Genomic DNA, 19,245 nt, shown 5'->3' on the forward strand with positions numbered 1-19,245 from the left:
TTCTGTTTAAGAAATGCTTCGGGCTAAAGGATCGCGGTACTTATCCAGCGGTGCGATGCGCATGCGCGCACCCACCACGTGGGTTTGCTCGACGGCCACGATGACCGGGGTGAGCTCGATATCGACAATCGCCGCGAAGTCATCTTTGAGCTGCGAGAGGCGAGTGACAATATCCTCAATGCCTTCCAGATTGGAGGCCTTGGTGCCCTGGTAGCCGCTGAGCAGGTCATGGGCTTTCAGCTCCGAGAGCATCGGTTCGATATCACCGGGGCGCAGTGGCGGAACGCGCCAGACCTGGTCATCGAGCAAGTCTGAGGTCAATCCGGAAATACCGGCGGAGACCATCGGGCCGATGACCGGATCCTCGACTGCCCGGATGGTCAGCGATGGGCCAGAGGTGACGGTGCGCTGCACGACGGGTTCGAGGATTTCTGGATCTGAGCCCAGGTGCAGGTCTTCAACGAGTTCTTCGATGGTGTGCCAGGCTTGTTCCATCGCTGACGGGGTAGTGATGTGGCGGAAGACCGTTGGTAATTCAGAACGGCCGCGCACAATCGGGCTGGCGCACTTGAGCACGGCATCCCAGCCGGTTTCTTCGCCGGCCTTTTTGGCATCGTCAAGCGTTGGCGCTGCCGTCCACGGGACGATGTTGATGCCGTAGGCCTCCAGGATGCGGGTGCATTCGACATCGTCAGCCCAGCGTCCCTGAGGGGAGTCTTTGAGGATGGCTGCGATTTCTTCTTCAACCGCCTGCTTGTTGCCAGAGACCGGCTCGTCTTCGGGCTTGGGGCGCGCTTGCTGACGACGCTCCTCGTTGTGCAGAATTTCAGCCAACGCTTCCAACGCATCCGCGTAGGTGGCAAAGATGGGCAACTGGCCCATCTCTTCCGGGCCCTCATTGTTTGTCGCGGGCAGGTTAAAGCCAATGTAGGAGGCAATCAGGGGAGTATCGGTCGTCGAAGCAGCCAGCCTGTCCAGCTCCGGATGCAGATTCGCAATCAAAGGATTACCGAATTCCACCACGGCACACAGCACCGCATCGATATTCGGGTCCTCAAGGCTGGTGCGGATTTGGTCGGGAAGGTCTTGCTGCGGATTCGCACTCATCGGTTGTGGATGAGGCTTCAACCCGAAGCGCTCGGCGGCAGCGGCCATCTGGTCACTTAGACCCGCAGAGTTGGAAATCAATGCGACGTTGGGGCCCTGCACGAGTGGCTGGCGTGCAAGCAATTGCGCGATATCGAACATCGTCTCGCGACGGTTGACCACCATCACGCCGGTGCTGCGGATAACGCTGTCGAGCACCTTCGGGCTTTTCGCGTGCACGCCGGAATCGATGCTCTCGCGGGCTGAGGTCAGTGCACGCGAAGGGATGAAAATGATGACGTGCTTTTCTAGTGCCAGGCGGCGCAGAATGCGGAAGAACTTACGCGGGTTACCAATCGCATCCAGCGACAAGAGGCAGATGTTGGTGTCTTCGTCGACGCTCCAAAACTGCATGACGTCGTTGCCGCTGACATCGGCGAAAGAGCCCACGGCCAGGAAATTCGAGATACCACATCCGCGCGAAATAGCGCGGGAAAGAACCAAGGTGGCCACGCCCGCGGATTGCGTAAAGATACCGATGTGCCCCTGACGCGGCAGCGGTCCCGGCGTCAGATTGAGTGGGGTATGGGTGTTGATAATGCCCAGTGCTGCCGGGCCGAGCGCGCGCAGGCCCACATCGCGGGCGTGCAGCACCGTCGCGCGCGCAGCTTCCGGATCGAGTGGTGGGTTGTGCGCGCGGGCAAGGAAGATCACGCCGTTGGCATCGAGTTCGGCAGCTTTGTCGAGCACCTCTTGATAATCGACTTGGTCATAATCGCAGACGATGACATCGCAGCTGGCATCCGCGGCATCGACGGTGTCGTAGTAGGCGGCGCCATCGACAGTCGGCAGCGCTGGTGTTCCAATCACTGCGACCTTCTCTGAGCGCATCAAGCGGCCAATGGAATTGGCTTCCGCGCGCAGCTCGCGGCGTTCCATGACGTCGCGGGACTTTTCGTTCGGGGCGATGGAAAAGTCGACGACGATGTAGCCATCGGCAAGCTCTGGATGCACCGAATAACCAGCACGGATAAAGACTTGGACCATCTGTCGGTTCTGGGTGAGCATCTCCGCGTAAAAACGCGAGATTTCGCCTTCGCGACCAATCTCGGCTAAGTGCTCGAGCAGGATATTGCCCACGCCTTTGGAGTGGTGGGAGTCCTGCACCAGGAAGGACACGTCGGCGACCCGGTCGGGGAGGAACTGCGGGATGAGGTCATAACCGGCAACTGCGACGATGTCGTTGCGCTCGACCATCACGAGCGTGACTTTGTCGTGGTCCTTGGTGTCCATCCAGCGCTTCCAGTCGTCGTCGGTCAGCGTGGGGTGCGTGCCGAAGAAGCGAAGGTACTTGGATTGCTCAGAAACCCGGCCGAAGAACGCTTCGATGGCGTCGCGGTCCTCGGGGCGAATGGCGCGCAGGGTGGCAATGTCGCCGTCATTGAGAATGACATCGGCTTCCCATTTCTGGTCCATGTCTGGCTCACTTTCGCTGGTTAGGGGAGCGTTTCTACAGATTCTAAGGGAGTAAACAGCGTTCACCCCTCCGGCGAATCTCATCGTCGCATGTCGCGCAGTACATAGCGGGGGTAAATAGTGTTCCTGACCCTATTTCGAATGACTTGTGATGTGAGTCTCTATATCGTTTCTGGCAAGACAAAGATTCACAACGAGAAGGGATCACACGATGTCACCGATTAAGCACTACGTCGACGGCAAGGCCTGGGAGGGTACCTCCACTGCGACCCAGCCGGTACTCAACCCATCCACTGGCCAGGAGCAGGCCGAGGTTCTGCTGGCTAGCAAGGACGATGTCGATGCAGTCATCGCCTCCGCGGAGAAGGCCCAGCCGGGTTGGGCAGCTCAGAACCCGCAAAAGCGCGTTCGCGTGATTATGGAGTGGATCCGCCTCATTCACAAGAATATGGATGAGCTCGCTGAGACCCTGTCGCTGCAGCACGGCAAGACCTTCGAGGACGCCAAGGGCGACGTTCAGCGCGGCGTCGACGTCCTGGAGTTCTGCCTGGGCGCCCCGCACCAGCTCAAGGGCGAGTACTCCACCGGCGTTGGCCGCGGCATTGATACTTACTCCTTGCGTCAGCCGCTCGGCGTTGTCGCTGGCATTACCCCGTTTAACTTCCCGGCCATGATTCCGCTGTGGAAGGCTGGCCCGGCACTGGCTTCTGGTAACGCATTCGTGCTGAAGCCTTCTGAGCGCGACCCTTCCGTTCCGGTTCGCCTGGCTGAGCTCTTCCTGGAAGCTGGCGGTCCAGAAGGCGTCTTTAACGTCGTGCACGGCGGCAAGGATGCCGTGGATGCCATCCTCGATTCCGACACCATCCGCGCCGTCGGCTTCGTTGGCTCCACGCCGATTGCGCAGTACATTTACACCCGCTGCGCCGAGACCGGCAAGCGCGCACAGTGCTTCGGTGGTGCCAAGAACCACGCTATTGTGCTGCCGGATGCTGACATCGACGCCACTGCCGATGCCCTCGTTGGCGCCGCCTTCGGCTCCGCCGGTGAGCGCTGCATGGCACTCTCCGTCGTCGTTCCGGTTGGCCAGGAAACTGCAGACCGCCTGCGCGAGGCACTCAAGGAGCGCATCCCGTCGCTGAAGGTCGGCCACAGCCTGGACCCAGAAGCAGACTACGGCCCGCTGGTCACCCAGGACGCCAAGGACCGCGTCGAGCGACTCATCGGCGAAGGCGTCGATGCCGGTGCCGACTTGGTCTGCGACGGCCGCGAGCTCGACATGAGCAGCGCTGAGTTCAAGGGCGATTCCCTGGCAGAAGGCTTCTTCTCCGGTCCGAGCTTCTTCGACCACGTCACCCCGGACATGAGCATCTACACCGAAGAAATCTTCGGCCCGGTGCTTGCCATGGTTCGTGCAGAAACCCTGGAAGAGGCCATTTCCTACCCGAACGACCACGTATACGGCAACGGCGTCGCAATCTTCACCCAGCAGGGTGGTGCAGCCCGCGACTTCGCTACTGCCATCAACGTCGGCATGGTCGGCATCAACGTTCCGATTCCGGTTCCGATTGCCTACCACACCTTCGGCGGCTGGAAGGCTTCCGGCTTCGGCGACCTGAACCAGCACGGCCCGGACGCATTCCGTTTCTACACCAAGACCAAGACTGTGACCTCTCGCTGGCCAGATGATTCCAGCACCGGTCCGCAGTTCACCATGCCGGTCATGAATTAAGGAGGCACATCATGAGCAACATCGCATTTATTGGATTGGGCAACATGGGCGGCCCGATGGCTGCCAACCTGGTCGAGGCAGGCCACACCGTTCGCGGCTTCGACGTCGTACCGGAGGCCTGCGAGGCAGCAGAAGCAAACGGCATCACCGTCGTCGACAGCGCACCAGAGGCGGCGAAGGGCAGCGAGATTGTCTTTACCAGCCTTCCTAACGGCGCACTCGTCGCGCAGACCCTGCACTCCGTCATCGAGGAAGACCCCGCTCCGCGCCTGTTTATCGATGTCTCCACCATCGCTGTGGCAGAAGCCCGCGATATCGCCGATGAGGTCCGCGCAGCTGGCTCGAACTTCATCGACGCACCGGTCTCCGGCGGCATCAGCGGCGCAAAGGCAGGCACCCTGGCCTTTATGGTCGGCGGCGATGCAGAGCGCTTCGAAGAAGCAAAGCCGCTTTTCGATGTCCTCGGCAAGTCCGCCACCCACTGCGGCCAAATCGGTAACGGCCAGGCAGTCAAGGCCTGCAACAACATGATTCTGGCAGTCCAGCAGATTGCACTGGCTGAGGCCATGGTTCTCGGTGAGCGCCTGGGCCTGGATCACCAGGCATTCTTCGACGTGGTCTCCAACGCCACCGGCAATTCCTGGTCGCTGTCCGTCAACGCACCGGTACCAGAGGTCGTCCCGGATTCCCCGGCCAACAACGACTTCAAGCCTGGTTTCTCTTCCGCGCTGATGCTCAAGGACCTCAAGCTAGCCTTGGCTTCTGCTGAAGAAACCGCCACCGACACGGTGCTGGGCCGCATCGCGGAGGAGCAGTACGAAAGCTTCGTCCACGACGGCCACGGTGGACTGGACTTCTCCGCGATTATCAACGAAGTCCGCAGCAAGCACTAGCTGTCACCATCAATGATGGCTTGCAGGCGAGGTGCGTAGTAGGCGATAAGTTCGTCTCTGTCGTACTTCTCAAAGTCGGTGTCCCCGAAGCGGCGCATAAAGGACAGCCCCATCAACAGCGAGAGCGCAGCCTGTGCTCGCAGCCGGGGGCTGGGGTTCGCTTCGGGGGCTTCGCGTTGGATACGGTCCTGAAGAACCAAAGCTAGGTCAGCTTTAATGCGCTTTCCGATGTCTTCCAAACTCTCCGAATCACCCGCCGCAATCGAGATTGTGCGCGCCATCGAATAAGGAGCGTTGTAGGGAGCAGTCAGCGTCTCTTCCACCGCGGCATAGCCAATGCGCTCAAAAGGCCCACCAAACAAGGCCTTGCAGGAGTCAGTGAAGTCAATCGTTGCGGCAAAAAGTTGGCCCTTGGAGCCAAAATGCTTGACGACGAGCGCCACGGACACCCCAGCAGACTTCGCGATGTCCTTCATCGAGACCTGGCTAAACGTGTACTCACTGAAGAGTTTGCGCGCACACTCCAGGATTCTTTCTTTGGCCGTGCCTTCCATACCGCTCATGCATGAGATAGTAGCCGGTTCCCACAGCCTGCAAGCCCGGTTTATCAAAGGAGAAAAATTATGGCTGTGGCCTTATTCGGAATTATCTTCTCTTTGGCTTTCTTGGTGTTCTTTGCTTATCGCGGGCACTCCGTGGTCGTTGTGGCACCGTTGGCAGCACTTATCGCCGCGGTCTTTTCCGGCGAGCCACTCATGGCCACCTATACCCAAATCTTCATGCCGGCCTTGGCAGACTTCGTGGCCCAATATTTCCCGCTCTTTTTATGCGGCGCCATCTTCGGCTATCTCATGACCACCACGGGTCTGGCCCGCCAGCTTGCACATGGCATTACCGCACTGTTCGGCCCTAAGCGAGCTTTGCTCTCCACCGTCATCGCGACTGCCTTGCTCACTTATGGCGGCGTATCCGCCTGGGTGGTGGCCTTTACCGTGGTTCCCATCGCCAAGGCGCTCTTCCACGAAGCCCAAATTCCGAAGCGACTGATGCCTGGTGCCATCGCGTTGGGTACGGTCACCTTCGCACTGGCAGCGCTTCCGGGCTCGCCGCAGATTCACAACGCGATTCCGACGCGCTACTTCGGAACCAACGTCTATGCCGCTCCTGTCTTCGGCCTGGTTGCAGCGCTGCTCATGCTGATTGCTGGCGTGCTGTGGCTGGAATACCGCGTCAAGCAACTGCGCGCGAAAGGCGAGGGCATCGATGAGCACACGCCTGACGATGACGACGAGGCCGCACCCGGTGCCACCAAAGTCGAAACCCGCAAGGATGTTGCCGTCCAAGGATTGCAGGGCTTTGCACCCATTGCGGTCGTTATCGCCGTGAACTTCGGCGTCGTCTTCGGCGCACCGCGACTGTGGAACACCGACTACCTCGCCACCGAGAAATTCGGTGAAACCAACCTGGATGGAGTCATGGGCGTGTGGTCACCCACGATCGCTCTGGCAACCGCCATCGTGGTTCTCATCTTGATGTTCCCGTCGCGAGTGAAGAAGTCCGTCAAGGAAATCACCGAAGGCGCTAAGAACGCCATCCTGCCGTGCCTGACCACTGCATCTGAGGTCGGCTTCGGTGCTGTTGTCGCAGCAACTGCCGTCTTTGCCCTAGTCAAAGAAAACATGCTGGGCATTAGCGATAACGCGCTGATTGTTTCCATCGTGTCGACCGCCGTGATTTCCGGTATTACCGGTTCTTCCTCTGGGGGTCTGTCCATCACGATGGAAACCCTGGGCACGCAGCTGGCAGACCTCGCCAACGCCCAAAACATCGATCCAGAAATCATGCACCGCGTGACCGCAATGGCCTCGGTAAGCTTTGACTCGCTGCCGCACAACGGCGCCATTTTGACCATGCTGATGGTCTGCGGTCTCACTCACCGCCAGTCCTACAAGGACATCGCCGTCGTCACGATTATCGTGCCACTATCCGTGATGGCCTTGATGCTGGGCGGCTGGGCGATTATTGGCAGCTAGTCCGCGACCAACGTCTCCATGGTGAGCTCTGGGTGCTCCTTTTCGATGAAGGCGAGCTTCCACTTGTCGCCAAACAGGGCGATGAGCTCGCCGTCTTGGCGGGTGAAGATTTCTACGCCGCGCTGGCGGCCGAGTTCCGGTGCGGACTCGGCGTCGGTGCGACGCGCCACGGAGTAGGGGATGGGCTCGGTGATCGTTTCGACGTTGTACTCGAGTTCCATGCGTGCCTGCATGACCTCGAACTGCATTGGGCCAACAGCCGCCATGACTGGCGATGCATCGCCGCGGGCGTCGTTGCGCAGAATCTGTACCACGCCTTCGGCCGCCAGCTGGTCCAAGCCCTTGCGGAAGGCCTTGTACTTGCCCAGCGATTTCGCGCGCAGGATGCGGAAGGCTTCCGGTGCGAACTGCGGCATCGGCTTGAACTGGACCTTCTTGCCCGCATAAATCGTGTCGCCCGGTGCCAGCGAACCGGCGTTAACCAAGCCGACGATATCGCCCGGATACGCAGTATCGACCGTGTCACGAGTACGACCAAACACGGTCAGGGCGTACTTCGTGGAGAAGGAACGACCCGACTGGGCGTGGTTGACCTGCATGCCGCGCTCAAAGGAACCGGAGACCACGCGCATAAACGCCAGGTTGTCGCGGTGCTTTTGGTCCATGCCGGCCTGGACCTTGAAGATCACGCCGGAGAAATCATCGGTGACCTCACGGACCTCATCAATTGCGGTGGTGGATTCTTCCACCGCACGCGGGTCGGACTCACGCGAATGCGGAGCCGGTGCAATCGCGCACAGGGTATCGAGAATCTGGTGCACACCGAAGTTCAGCATCGCGGAGGCGAAAATCAGCGGCGAGGTCACGCACTGCTCGAACAGTTCCTGGTCGTGCAAGGCGCCATCGGCAGCTAGCAGCTCAGCTTCCTCAACCGCAGTTTCCCAGTTGGCTTCTTCCTTCGCGGCAGCCTCGTCAGGGGAGTAGTGCTCCTCCGGCGCGATGGTGGAACCACCGGCGGTGCGCAGGAAGTGGATGTACTTGTCGGCCTCGCCATCGTCGTTGATGTGGGCCAGACCGCGGAAGTCACCGGCGATACCCACGGGCCAGTACAACGGGGTGGGCTGCAGCTGGATTTCGTTGACGATTTCATCGACCAGCTCCAGCGGCTCCCGGCCGACGCGGTCCCACTTGTTGATCACGGTGACAATGGGCAGGGCACGGGCCTTACACACGCGGAAGAGCTTCAGGGTTTGCGGCTCGAGGCCTTTGGCGGCATCGATAAGCATGACTGCCGCATCGACAGCGGTGAGTACGCGGTAGGTATCTTCCGAAAAGTCCGCGTGACCAGGGGTATCCACCAGGTTGATCATGTAAGGCTCGCCCTCATGACCTTCCGGGGCGTACTCAAACTGCAGGGCAGACGAAGCCACGGAAATGCCGCGGTCTTTTTCCATGTCCATCCAGTCCGACACGGTGGACTTACGTCCCGCCTTGCCGTGGACGGCACCTGCTTCATTAATGACGTGCGCGTGCAGCGCCAGCGCCTCCGTCAGGGTCGACTTACCGGCATCGGGGTGGGCGATAACGGCAAAGGTACGGCGGCGGGCAGCTTCAGCGGCAATACTCATGCCGGATAGTTTAGCGCCTACTTAGTGTGAATCTGATTCTGTGCCGCAGCCAGGCCTTTTTCGACAATCAGACGCACGGCTTCAGCAGCAGTATCAATAGCCGGTTCCACGCCCTCATCCACGTTGCTGAGCACGTAATCCGGAATCGGCGTGCCCTTGGCCGGGCGCCCAATACCAATGCGCACGCGCAGGTAATCCCGTGTGCCCAGGTATTGGGTTAGAGATTTGAGGCCGTTGTGGCCATTTTCATTACCGCCTTTCTTACACCGTACCTTGTGCGCAGGCAGGTCCAGTTCGTCGTGCAGGACGATAATCTTCTCCGCAGGCACGCCGGTCTTGTGCGCCAGGGCGGCTACTGGTTCACCGGAGTTATTCATGTACGTCCCCGCGCGCACCAGCAGTACGTTCTGCCCGGCAATGGTTAGGTTTGCCCCGGTGACATTGATGCCGCGCAGGGGCTTTAATGGGGCATCGCAAAGCTTATCGATGCCCATATACCCCACATTGTGCCGCGTACCGGCGTAGCGCTGACCTGGGTTTCCCAAACCTACGACCAGCCAGTCGGCGGTGGGTTGGTTGCCAAAAAGTCGGGCAAAGAACTTCTTCATCGTGCTCCTTTAACGGTTATCGATATCGTCGATCCTAAGGTATCGCTGCAGCGATGAAGAAGTTCCCCGCAGGCGTTATTTCAGAGCAGATAGTGCCTTAAATGCTGTTCTGACTGTGTCCTTCTTGGCATTCGTGTCGGTGATGCCTTGGTCGGCGATGTAGCGCATCGCCAGCATGCTGCAGGTGCCGCAAGCGTTGAGCATGACGGAGATTTCAAACTCATCGTGGTCGGGGAGGCGTTCCATAAAGGCATCGACAAGCGGTTGGCAACGCTCAACGAAACTGCGGGCGTCATCGCAAGAGACCTCAGAGGCCTCGAGGAATTCGCCTACTTTGAACAGCGATGCCACACCATGTAATTCGACGCCGTCGTCGGAGAGAATATCCACCGTGATGTCTTCCATGATTGCGGTCATGGTCATCTCTGTGTCGTAGGACGGCACTTGCTGAGCGACAGACCCCACGACATCAGAGACGAAATGCAGTAGTGCCTCAGGCACGGACGCGAAATAGTTGTGGAAGGTGCGGGCTGAGACCCCGGAAGCCTCAGCAACGCGGGCGACCGTGAGGGCCTCAGCGCCTTCTTCCACCAGGATGCGGGCCGCCGCGTCGGACATGGTACGACGGGTGGCCTGCTTTTTGGATTCGCGCAGGCTAGGCATTGACCTTCTCCTGCTGGCTGTCCATGAGCTGCTCGCGGTTTTCGGTCAGAGCCTCGCCCTCGATGTCGATATTCGGCAGAATCTTATCCAGCCACTTAGGGATCCACCAGGCCTTATCGTCGAGGAGGAACATGGTGGCCGGGATGATCATCATGCGGACGATAAAGGCATCGAATGCGACACCAACGGCCAGTGCGAAGCCCATGGTCTTAATGAACGGCTCGTCGATCAAGATGAAGGCCGCGAAGACGGAAATCATAATCAGCGCGGCGGCGGTGACAACGCGTGCACCGTGCTTGAAGCCGTTCGACGTTGCGTTGCCTGCCGTCTTGCCGCGGATGAATCCTTCGCGCATGCGGGTGACTAGGAAGACCTGGTAGTCCATCGCCAAGCCGAAGGTCAGGCCGATGAGCATGATCGGCAGGAAGGACAGCAGCGGCTGCGGATCGTCGACGATGCCGGCGAAACCTTCCTGCCAGATAGCAACGGTGATGCCGAAGGCCGCGGCCATGGATAACGCGAAGCCGAGTGCAGCGATCAGCGGCACCCAGATGGAACGGAAGACCAGCAGTAGGACGATAAAAGCCAGAACCAAGACGATGGCGATGTACGGAATCAGCACCTCAGTCAGACGCTCGGAAATGTCGTCGAAGATTGGGGTGATACCGGTAATGCCGAACGTAGCGCCGGTTTCCTGCTCGAACTCACCCTGGAATCCGCGCAGGGTGTTCAGGGTTTCTGTCGTAGCATCGTCGGTGGCGCCGGTGGTCGGGGTGATAAGCACCTGTGCGGCGTCCATGTTGTCGGTCGTGGCAATAACCTGTGCGTTGACGACGCCCTCGGTGGAGTTGAACTCCTCCAAAGCCATGCCGTAGGCAAGCTGGCGTTCCTGCTCATCGACGTTGGCAGCATCAACGAAAGCAATCATCGGCGCGTTGCGTCCTGGACCAAAGGCATCCGAGGTCATCTCGTAAGCATCCCTTTGCGGAGAGCCCAGCTTCGCGGAGCCGTCGGTAGGCATAGCCAGCGAGAGGTTTGCAGCCGGGATAGCCAGCACGCCCAAAATAACGACGCCGGCCAGCAGGTTAAGGACAGGACGCTTGCGGACCTGGCGGACCCACTTCAGACCCATGGTGGGCTTTTCGTCTTCCGGGTCCGGAACCTTAGGTCCTGGTACCTTGCCGGCGAAGATCTTGGTGCCCAGCAGACCCAGCAGGCCAGGGATAGCGGTCAGAGCCACGAGCACGGCAATCGCCACGGTAGCCGCGGCGGCAAGAGCCATGGTGGACAAGAACGGGATACCGATAATCGTCAGCGCAGTCAGCGCGATAATCACGGTAATACCGGCGAAGACCACCGACGAGCCAGCAGTACCCAACGCCATGCCCATGGAGTGAGCACGGGTGGCCTTGTCCATCTTCTTCAGCTCTGCGGCGAGCTCGCGCGGGGTGAGGTCGTTGAGACCAGAAGAGGTAATGAGCTCGTTGCGGAAGCGCGCCACAATAAACAGCGCGTAGTCAATGCCGACTGCCAGGCCAATCATGGAGGCCAGCATCGGCGTCATTTCGGAAATGGTATCGGTAAAGACAGTCGAGACCTGAATACCGATGATGCCCACAGACACACCGATGATGGCAGAAATCAGCGGCATGCCCGCAGCGACGAAAGAACCGAAGGTAATCAGCAGCACGATAGCCGCGACCACCAGGCCGATGAGCTCCGCGGTCATGTCCAGGCCGTCGGCCATGGAGTTAAACGCATTGCCCTGGTACTTAACCGTGAGATCGCCGTCGTCGTAGTCGTTGAGGATGTTCGTGACCGCTTCACGGTCGGCGGACTCAATCGCCATGACATCTTCAGCGTCGAAGGTGACAGAGATGGTGCCGGTGGTCTCATCGGGGCTCAGCGGGGACAGTGCCTCCAGGTTGGACTCAATCTGTTCTTCCGGCATGCCCTGCACGCTCATCTGCTCGCCCATTTGCTGGGCCATGCCACCCGCAGCCAGTACTGGGTTCACCAGCTGGTCGGCGTCAGCCAGCGCGCCGGTGTCCTGGAGTTCTTCAATCATGACGTCCATTTCCGCCATGACCTCAGGGTCAGTCAGCGTTGCGCCTTCCGGTGCCTGCACTACAACGGATCCCGTGGGCGCGTTCATGGCATCGGTGTCATCTTCGAAGCGTTCGCTTATGCGCTCCTGGGTGACAGTCGAATCCATATCCGGCATGGCGAAATTCGGGTTCGGCGCCTTCGCAAAAGCAGCCATGAGTCCGCCTAAGACGGCCAAGAGCAAAATCCACATCGCCAAAAATGGCCACACCTTGCGGTATGACCAACTTCCTAGGCAGTAGAGGAAAGTAGACATAGAAAAGCAGTCCCTTTCAGTAAAACGTGCGCGATAACTTGCACAGTCTATGCAATTTTGCAGACCAACTGCACATTTCGTGTCCTTCGTCACGCCAGCGCCTTTATGCTGAAAGCTATGCTCCTTGACTCTTTAGAACTGAAGGTCCTGCCCGCGCCCATGGCAGGCGGGCCCACCACCCCGGAACTCGTCCGCGCCGCCCATACCGCTGGTTCCTTTGGCACGTTGGCTTGGGGCACGTCCCCGGTGTCCGATGCATTGCTTGACGACGTCCCGGACGTCCCCTTCGGCGTCAACCTCTTTTATCCGCAGTCCGCAGAGCACACCTTTGGCTGGCACGAAAAGCTCGACTTGGCGCTATCTGCAGGGGCGTCGGTGGTGTGGTCGATGTTTGGCGGATTTACGGACAAAGAAATTGACCGCATCCATGCTGCTGGGGCAGAGGCCTGGACGACGGTGACCACCCCCGCAGAGGCCCAGGCCGCATCTGGAGCCGACGTGCTGTGCGTTCAGGGCCCCAAAGCAGGTGGGCACCGGGGAACCTGGGACCCTTATGCGGAACCGGACCAGCGCAGCCTCGAAGAGCTCCTCGAGCTTATCGATGGCCCCGTCATCGCCGCAGGCGGCCTGCGCACCGCCGCCGATGTTGCCGCTGTGCTCGCCCGTCCCAACGTCGTTGCGGTGAGCTGCGGTTCTGCCTTCTTGCTTAGCGATGAAGCCGGCACCTCCGAGTGGAAACGCGAGCTCTTGCGGGCCGGTGGGAAGACCGTGTGTTCGCGGGCGTTTTCGGGACGCTATGCCCGCGGGCTGGAAACGGACTACACCCGATCCCACCCGAATCACCCGATGAAATATCCGGAATTGAACGCAGAATTGGCCGAACGCCGCGCACAACGTGACCCGGCGGTGGCCTATTGTTTAGTAGGTACTGAAGTAGAGAAAATTTCCGGGGGTAGTACGGCCCGGATTTTGCAACAACTAAGTATCATTTAGCAGTGAATGCCCCGCGACAGTAAAGGAATGAATTTCGTGACTGCGAACGCCAATGTTGGCCACGACGACTGGAACGAGCGCCTCGAGCTGGCACAGGAGATGATCCCGCTCATCCACCAGCTCCACCGCAACAACAACGTTGTCACCTCGATCTTCGGTCGTCTGTTGGTGGGTGTGACCGACATCGACATCATCAAGTCCCACCGCTACGCCCGCCGCGTGGCGCATCGCGAGCTCTCCACTGCGGAGACCCTGCCGATCCTGCGCGAGCTGGTTGACATGAACCTCAGCTCCGCATCCCTGGACCTGGGTCGCCTGGCCACCGGCTTTGCCGACTCCTCCAGCGAGAACCCGCGCTCCTACCTGGAAGAAGAGCTCTCTGAGATCGTTGGCTCCGGTGCAGACCGCGAGCCTACCGATGTCGTGCTCTACGGCTTCGGCCGCATCGGCCGCCTGCTGGCCCGCATCCTCATCGCCCGCGAAGCTGCTTACGGTGGCGTGCGCCTGCGTGCCATCGTCGTACGCAAGAAGGGCGACGGCGACATTCTGAAGCGTGCCTCCCTGCTGCGCCGTGACTCCGTCCACGGTGCTTTCAACGGCACCATCTCCGTCGACGAGGAGAACGAGGTCATCTGGGCCAACGGCACCAAGATCCAGATGATCTACGCCAACGACCCGGCTGACATCGACTACACCTCCTACGACATCAACAACGCCATCCTGGTCGACAACACCGGTGTCTGGCGTAACCGCGAGGGCCTGGAGCAGCACCTGCAGTCCAAGGGCATCGAGCGTGTCCTGCTGACCGCACCGGGCAAGGGCGATATCAAGAACATCGTCTACGGCATCAACCACGACGACATCGAAGACAGCGACAAGATCCTGTCCGCAGCGTCTTGTACTACCAACGGCATCACCCCGGTGCTCAAGGTCATCAACGACCGCTACGGTGTCGAGCACGGTCACGTCGAGACCGCTCACTCCTTTACCAACGACCAGAACCTGATCGACAACTTCCACAAGGGCGACCGCCGTGGTCGCGCTGCGGGCCTGAACATGGTTCTCACCGAGACCGGCGCTGCCAAGGCCGTCTCCAAGGCCGTTCCGGAGTTCGAGGGCAAGCTGACCGGTAACGCCATTCGCGTTCCTACCCCGGACGTCTCCATGGCTGTGCTGAACCTGGAACTGCAGAAGGAAACCACCCGCGACGAAATCAACGATTTCCTGCGCAACGTCTCCCTGCACTCCAACCTGCGCCAGCAGATTTCCTACATCGCTTCCCCGGAGGTCGTGTCCACCGACTTCGTCGGCTCCACCCACGCTGGTGTCGTTGACGGTCTGGCCACCATTTCCTCCGGCAAGCACCTGGTGCTGTATGTCTGGTACGACAACGAGTTCGGTTACTCCAACCAGGTCATCCGCATCGTCGAGCAGCTGGCCGGCGCACGCCCGGTCGTTCTGCCGAAGCGCATCGACCCAACTGAGCTCTAAGCAAAGCTAAAGCCCGGAGGCAAAGACCTCCGGGCTTTTAGTCTGTTTTAGGACTTCTTCTTTTTCTTCTTGTCCTTCTTGACCAGCTTGGCTGCGACATCCGGGACGTAGCGGTAGTCCTCACGCGATGGGCGCTCGTACTCTTCACCAGAAGACTTCGGACGTTTCGGAATCTTCGGCAGCTCGCGCTTGATGTGCTCATAAGGAATCGACTCGAGCAGGTGCGCAATCACGTTGATACGCGAGCGCTTCTTATCCTCCGACTCGACCGTGTACCACGGTGCAATCGGGGTATCGGTGTGTGCGAACATCGCATCCTTCGCACGGGAGTAGTCCTCCCAGCGAGTAATGGACTCGAGGTCCATAGGGGAGAGCTTCCAGCGGCGCAGCGGGTCATTGCGACGCGATTCGAAGCGCGCAACCTGCTCCTCATCGGAGACGGAGAACCAGTACTTGCGCAGGATGATGCCGTCATCGACAAGCATGTTCTCAAAGATGGGTGCCTGGTGGAGGAAGCGGACGTACTCCTGGTCAGTGCAGAAGCCCATGACGCGCTCCACGCCAGCGCGGTTGTACCAGGAGCGGTCAAAGATGACGATTTCGCCCTTGGTCGGCAGCTTTTCGACGTAGCGCTGGAAGTACCACTGGCCCTGCTCACGGGAGTTCGGGGCGGGGAGCGCCTCAATGCGGCAGGTACGTGGGTTGAGGTACTGGGTGATGCGCTTGATGGCAGAGCCCTTGCCCGCGGCGTCGCGGCCTTCCATGACGATGACCACGCGCGCACCGGTCTCGACGACCCACTGCTGCATCTCGACCAGCTCGGCTTGCAGGCGCTTGAGTTCTTTCTCGTAGGCCTGCTTGTCTAGCTTGGCGGGTTTCTTAGAATTACTCATATTTCGAGCTTACCTTGCGATGCGCGTGGTATTACTAATCCGTCCTAGCCCATCGATAGCAATCTCCACGGTTTGGCCATCCTGCAGGAACTCCCCGCGCGCAAAGCCGACGCCCTCGGGCGTGCCGGTGACGATGACATCGCCAGGCAGCAGCGGATACAGGTGCGAGCAGTACTCAATTAATTCCGCCACAGAGAAAATCAGGTCATCGGTGTCGTCGTCCTGTCGCACCTCGCCATCCACGGTGGTGCGCACCCGCGCGTGCTTGCCCGGCTCCCAGTCGGTTTCCAGCCACGGCCCAAAGCCCGCGGACTTATAAAAGGACTTACCCGCGTGGAATTGCGAGGTCGCGCGCTGAAAATCGCGCAGTGTGTAGTCGTTCATAATTGAATAGCCGGCCACGTACTTCAGCGCCTCAGAGCGGGGCACCTGGTGTGCACGCCTGCCGATTACCACAGTCAACTCCCCCTCATAATCCAACTGCTTGGATGCGTACTCAGGGATTTCGACATCGTCATAAGGGCCCGTCAGCGCATCAGCGAACTTGATAAACAGCGTCGGGGTATCCGGAAACTCGCGGTTCATTTCGCGGATGTGCTTTGCGTAATTGAGACCCACACAAATAATCTTGCCGGGGTGGGGGACAACCGGTGCGAGGTCCTTCGGGTCGAAGACCACCGGCTCGCCCGATAGCTGTGCCGCCTTGCGCCAATCCTCTGCGCGCAGCAGCGCCCCGACGTCGTCAAAGTCGAGCTCCACGCCTAAGTTGTCACCATCGATACGGATGGCAGTCGTTCCAAATTGCTGACGAAGTGTGGCGAGTTTCATAATGAACTAGTCTAGCGCCAGCGCATCCACCGCATCAGCACAAATGATAGGAATCTCGGCTGCTTCCTGCTTCGTCCACGGCTTCAACACGAACGCCGCCGGCGCCATCCTGCCCGGCGGGCGACCAATGCCCACTGACAGACGCTGATAATCCTTCGTGCCCAGCGACTTTGTAATCGACTTCAGGCCGTTGTGCCCGTGGTCGCCGCCACCCTTGCGGAGTTTTACCTGCCCAAAATCCAGCTCCAGCTCATCGTGCACGACCACCAGCTCGTCCACGCGGTAGTACTGCATGATTGCTTTCACCGGCCCACCCGAGAGGTTCATAAAGGAGCGGGGCTTAACGATGCCCACCTCACCCCACGTCGCAACCTCCGTATTCGTCTTCTTGTGCACCGAAAAACTGGTGCCTAACTCGCGGGCGAGTTCGTCAACGACGTCAAAGCCGATGTTGTGGCGCGTTCCCTGATACTTCGGGCCCGGGTTGCCCAGGCCGACAATGAGCTTTTTCACGCCCTTCATTGTGGCACACAGTTATCCACAGTCCGTAACCAGGGCAAATACCAACTTTTGCGAAAAAGGGGCAGTTATCCACAGGTTTGAAAATTTCCTCTAGCGGGGGTTGACAAACCTCTTTTAGCGTTAGAGGTATGAAAGCAGTCAAGGCATACGCAGCATCGCTTGCCACCCCGATGGACATCCTGTCCGAGGTGGCCATGCTGACGCGTGCCCACTTGCAACTCGAGGGACTGCCACAGAAGGAAATCACGGCCCTGATGTCTTTGGCAGAGGTCTACTTCGGACAAACGCCATACACGCGCCTGCAGGCCACGGCCCGCAACACCCCGCACTCCCTACTGGTACTCAAAGACATTGAGAACAAAGCCCGTCGCATTAAAGACCCGGTCCAGCGCTACAAGTTCCGCATCGCCTGCGCCGAGGTCCACGAAGAAGACATCAACGCGCTAGCCAAAGAATTCCTCCCGCCACCACCAGAGCCCAAAGAGGGCACCAAGATGAAGCGTTCGAAGACCGACAAGTGGTCCTGGAGTGTCACCGGCCGATCAGAGCTGATTTCGAAGCTCAACGATGCCTTCCCCGATACCGAAGCTGTCGATGAGTTCCTCCAGACCGGCACGACCAAGGGCACTGCTGTGACCACCAACGTGGTCATTAAACTCGACGAGTTGGACAAGATCGTTGACGGCGACGGCGACGATGTCGTGCTGCAGATGACTAACGGTGCCAAGCTAACTGGTGCGCAGCTGGTGCAGCAGATGTTTACCGATCACGGCTACGCCACCCTCATCCACCCTGTGGAGGGACCGGTGAACCTCTACCGCACGGAGCGGCAGGCCAGCTGGAAGCAAAGAATGATGGCAGCGGCCGAAAATCCGGTCTGTCCGTGGAAAGACTGCCTGAAAGGCGCTGATGAGTGTCAGGTTCACCACATAGTGGCCTGGAAATACGGCGGCGAAACCAATCAAAGCAACTTAACAACTGCCTGTAAATTCCATAACGGAAGAAACGACGATGACGGGGTTCCCAGATATGGGCGCCTGCTCAGAATCAGAGGCGAAGTCCAATGGGTCCCGCCGTCCTTTTATTGACGCGAATCACCAACGTGAAACGACACCGCGGAATAGCTATTCCGCAGCTAAAACGGCGAAAAGCCGCCATCCCCAAAATGGATGGCGGCTAGGGGAGGTTTTACTCCTCGTCGTCGTTGTCCTCGGAGGACTCGCCCTCTTCGTCCTCGGAGTCGGCGCCAGCCTCGGCGCCGCCTTCCTCGACGGACTCTGCAGCAGCCTCGAGATCTTCGTCGACCTCCGGCTCGGAAACAGAAGCGATGACGGTGTCTTCCTCAGCAACCAGGACGGTGCCCTCTGGCAGCTCGACGTCGGCAGCGGTAACGACAGCGCCGTCGTCCAGGCCCTCGATGGAGATAACGAGCTCTTCTGGAATGTTCAGAACGTCGGCCTCGACCATCAGGACGTCGGCGTCCTGGATGTACATCATGCCCGGTGCCGGCTCGCCCTCGACGGTGACCGGAACCTCAACCTCAACCTTCTCGCCACGCTTAATGGCCAGCAGGTCAACGTGGTCGATGTCCAGGGTCAGAACGTTCTGGTCAACGTGCTTGACCATGGTCAGGTGCTGCTCGCCGTCGATCTCGAGCTCGAGAACAGCGTTAACACCGTTGTTACGGACCAGGGACTGGATGTCCAGCAGCGGCACTGCGAAGTGGATCGGCTCCTGGCCGGAACCGTAGACAACGCCCGGGACCTTCCAGTCGCGGCGCAGACGGCGGGCGAAGCCCTTACCAAACTCGGTGCGCAGTTCTGCCTTAATTACGGGGCGATCAGCCATAGCAAATTCTCCTTTTAAAAAGTTGATTTACGGCGGCCGACGCAAAGCGAAAGCCTGCCGATGGACGTCTTGGACGAGTCATCGCAGGCTTATAAAAGAAACATGCAAAGATATCGCGTCGATAACGGCTTCCCAATCAGGGTTGCCCTCGCCGAGACGACGTTACTTTAGCACCTCTTGCTTTCCCCGGGC

Annotated in this window: 16 protein-coding genes; 6 read left to right on the forward strand and 10 right to left on the reverse strand. The window is 59.4% G+C overall.

What is annotated here, in order from left to right; all coding sequences use genetic code 11:
- Window positions 1-6: 6 nt before the first annotated feature.
- Window positions 7-2,562, reverse strand: coding sequence for a GNAT family N-acetyltransferase (locus UL81_RS04000; RefSeq protein WP_035107189.1), 2,556 nt, complete (start codon window positions 2,560-2,562; stop codon window positions 7-9).
- A 211-nt stretch (window positions 2,563-2,773) separates the two neighbouring features.
- Between UL81_RS04000 and UL81_RS04005 the strand changes: the two genes are divergently transcribed.
- Window positions 2,774-4,291, forward strand: a complete 1,518-nt coding sequence (locus UL81_RS04005; RefSeq protein ID WP_035107191.1) for a CoA-acylating methylmalonate-semialdehyde dehydrogenase — start codon at window positions 2,774-2,776, stop codon at window positions 4,289-4,291.
- Between the two features lie 11 nt (window positions 4,292-4,302).
- Window positions 4,303-5,184 carry a 3-hydroxyisobutyrate dehydrogenase gene (mmsB, locus tag UL81_RS04010; RefSeq protein WP_035107192.1) on the forward strand — a complete coding sequence of 294 codons (882 nt, stop codon included), beginning with the start codon at window positions 4,303-4,305 and terminating at the stop codon, window positions 5,182-5,184.
- On the opposite strand, the gene UL81_RS04015 is transcribed toward mmsB, so the two are convergent.
- Complete coding sequence (locus UL81_RS04015; protein ID WP_035107194.1) at window positions 5,181-5,747, reverse strand: TetR/AcrR family transcriptional regulator; 567 nt, start codon at window positions 5,745-5,747, stop codon at window positions 5,181-5,183. The two genes, mmsB and UL81_RS04015, sit on opposite strands and share 4 nt — an antisense overlap.
- Before the next feature lie 60 nt (window positions 5,748-5,807).
- On the opposite strand from UL81_RS04015, the gene UL81_RS04020 reads away from it, so the two are divergent.
- Complete coding sequence (locus tag UL81_RS04020; protein WP_035107196.1) at window positions 5,808-7,217, forward strand: GntP family permease; 1,410 nt, start codon at window positions 5,808-5,810, stop codon at window positions 7,215-7,217.
- Here the strand turns inward: UL81_RS04020 and UL81_RS04025 are convergent.
- The 4 genes from UL81_RS04025 to UL81_RS04040 all read right to left on the reverse strand — a co-directional run bounded on the left by UL81_RS04025 (window position 7,214) and on the right by UL81_RS04040 (window position 12,478).
- Window positions 7,214-8,845: a peptide chain release factor 3 gene (locus tag UL81_RS04025; RefSeq protein WP_035107198.1), complete on the reverse strand. Its 1,632-nt coding sequence runs from the start codon at window positions 8,843-8,845 to the stop codon at window positions 7,214-7,216. The genes UL81_RS04020 and UL81_RS04025 overlap by 4 nt on opposite strands.
- Window positions 8,846-8,862: 17 nt before the next feature.
- A complete protein-coding gene (gene pth / locus UL81_RS04030; protein ID WP_035107199.1) occupies window positions 8,863-9,453 on the reverse strand; it encodes an aminoacyl-tRNA hydrolase in 591 nt (196 codons plus the stop codon).
- Between the two features lie 75 nt (window positions 9,454-9,528).
- Complete coding sequence (locus UL81_RS04035) at window positions 9,529-10,116, reverse strand: TetR/AcrR family transcriptional regulator (protein ID WP_035107202.1); 588 nt, start codon at window positions 10,114-10,116, stop codon at window positions 9,529-9,531.
- Entirely contained in the window at window positions 10,109-12,478 is a 2,370-nt protein-coding gene (locus UL81_RS04040) for an MMPL family transporter (RefSeq protein ID WP_035107205.1), read from the reverse strand. The genes UL81_RS04035 and UL81_RS04040 overlap by 8 nt, the downstream gene beginning before the upstream one ends.
- 117 nt (window positions 12,479-12,595) lie before the next feature.
- Here UL81_RS04040 and UL81_RS04045 point away from each other — a divergent pair, with 117 nt between their 5' ends.
- Together UL81_RS04045 and UL81_RS04050 are read left to right on the forward strand one after the other, a co-directional pair.
- Complete coding sequence (locus UL81_RS04045) at window positions 12,596-13,471, forward strand: nitronate monooxygenase (RefSeq protein WP_236684504.1); 876 nt, start codon at window positions 12,596-12,598, stop codon at window positions 13,469-13,471.
- 27 nt (window positions 13,472-13,498) lie between these two features.
- Entirely contained in the window at window positions 13,499-14,962 is a 1,464-nt protein-coding gene (locus tag UL81_RS04050; protein ID WP_179944108.1) for a glyceraldehyde-3-phosphate dehydrogenase, read from the forward strand.
- A gap of 47 nt (window positions 14,963-15,009) precedes the next feature.
- On the opposite strand, the gene ppk2 is transcribed toward UL81_RS04050, so the two are convergent.
- From ppk2 to pth (UL81_RS04065), 3 genes are read right to left on the reverse strand one after another with little or no spacing between them, the layout of a single operon-like run.
- Window positions 15,010-15,855: a polyphosphate kinase 2 gene (ppk2, locus tag UL81_RS04055; protein WP_035107209.1), complete on the reverse strand. Its 846-nt coding sequence runs from the start codon at window positions 15,853-15,855 to the stop codon at window positions 15,010-15,012.
- A gap of 9 nt (window positions 15,856-15,864) precedes the next feature.
- On the reverse strand, window positions 15,865-16,683 hold the full coding sequence (locus UL81_RS04060) for a fumarylacetoacetate hydrolase family protein (protein WP_035107211.1): 819 nt from the start codon (window positions 16,681-16,683) through the stop codon (window positions 15,865-15,867).
- 6 nt (window positions 16,684-16,689) lie between these two features.
- A complete protein-coding gene (pth, locus tag UL81_RS04065; RefSeq protein WP_236684505.1) occupies window positions 16,690-17,196 on the reverse strand; it encodes an aminoacyl-tRNA hydrolase in 507 nt (168 codons plus the stop codon).
- Between the two features lie 137 nt (window positions 17,197-17,333).
- On the opposite strand from pth (UL81_RS04065), the gene UL81_RS04070 reads away from it, so the two are divergent.
- Window positions 17,334-18,293, forward strand: coding sequence for an HNH endonuclease signature motif containing protein (locus UL81_RS04070; protein ID WP_035105820.1), 960 nt, complete (start codon window positions 17,334-17,336; stop codon window positions 18,291-18,293).
- 100 nt (window positions 18,294-18,393) lie between these two features.
- On the opposite strand, the gene UL81_RS04075 is transcribed toward UL81_RS04070, so the two are convergent.
- Window positions 18,394-19,053, reverse strand: a complete 660-nt coding sequence (locus UL81_RS04075) for a 50S ribosomal protein L25/general stress protein Ctc (protein WP_046453286.1) — start codon at window positions 19,051-19,053, stop codon at window positions 18,394-18,396.
- Between the last annotated feature and the right edge of the window lie 192 nt (window positions 19,054-19,245).

This window comes from Corynebacterium camporealensis (assembly GCF_000980815.1).
In the GTDB taxonomy this organism is placed as follows: domain Bacteria; phylum Actinomycetota; class Actinomycetes; order Mycobacteriales; family Mycobacteriaceae; genus Corynebacterium; species Corynebacterium camporealense.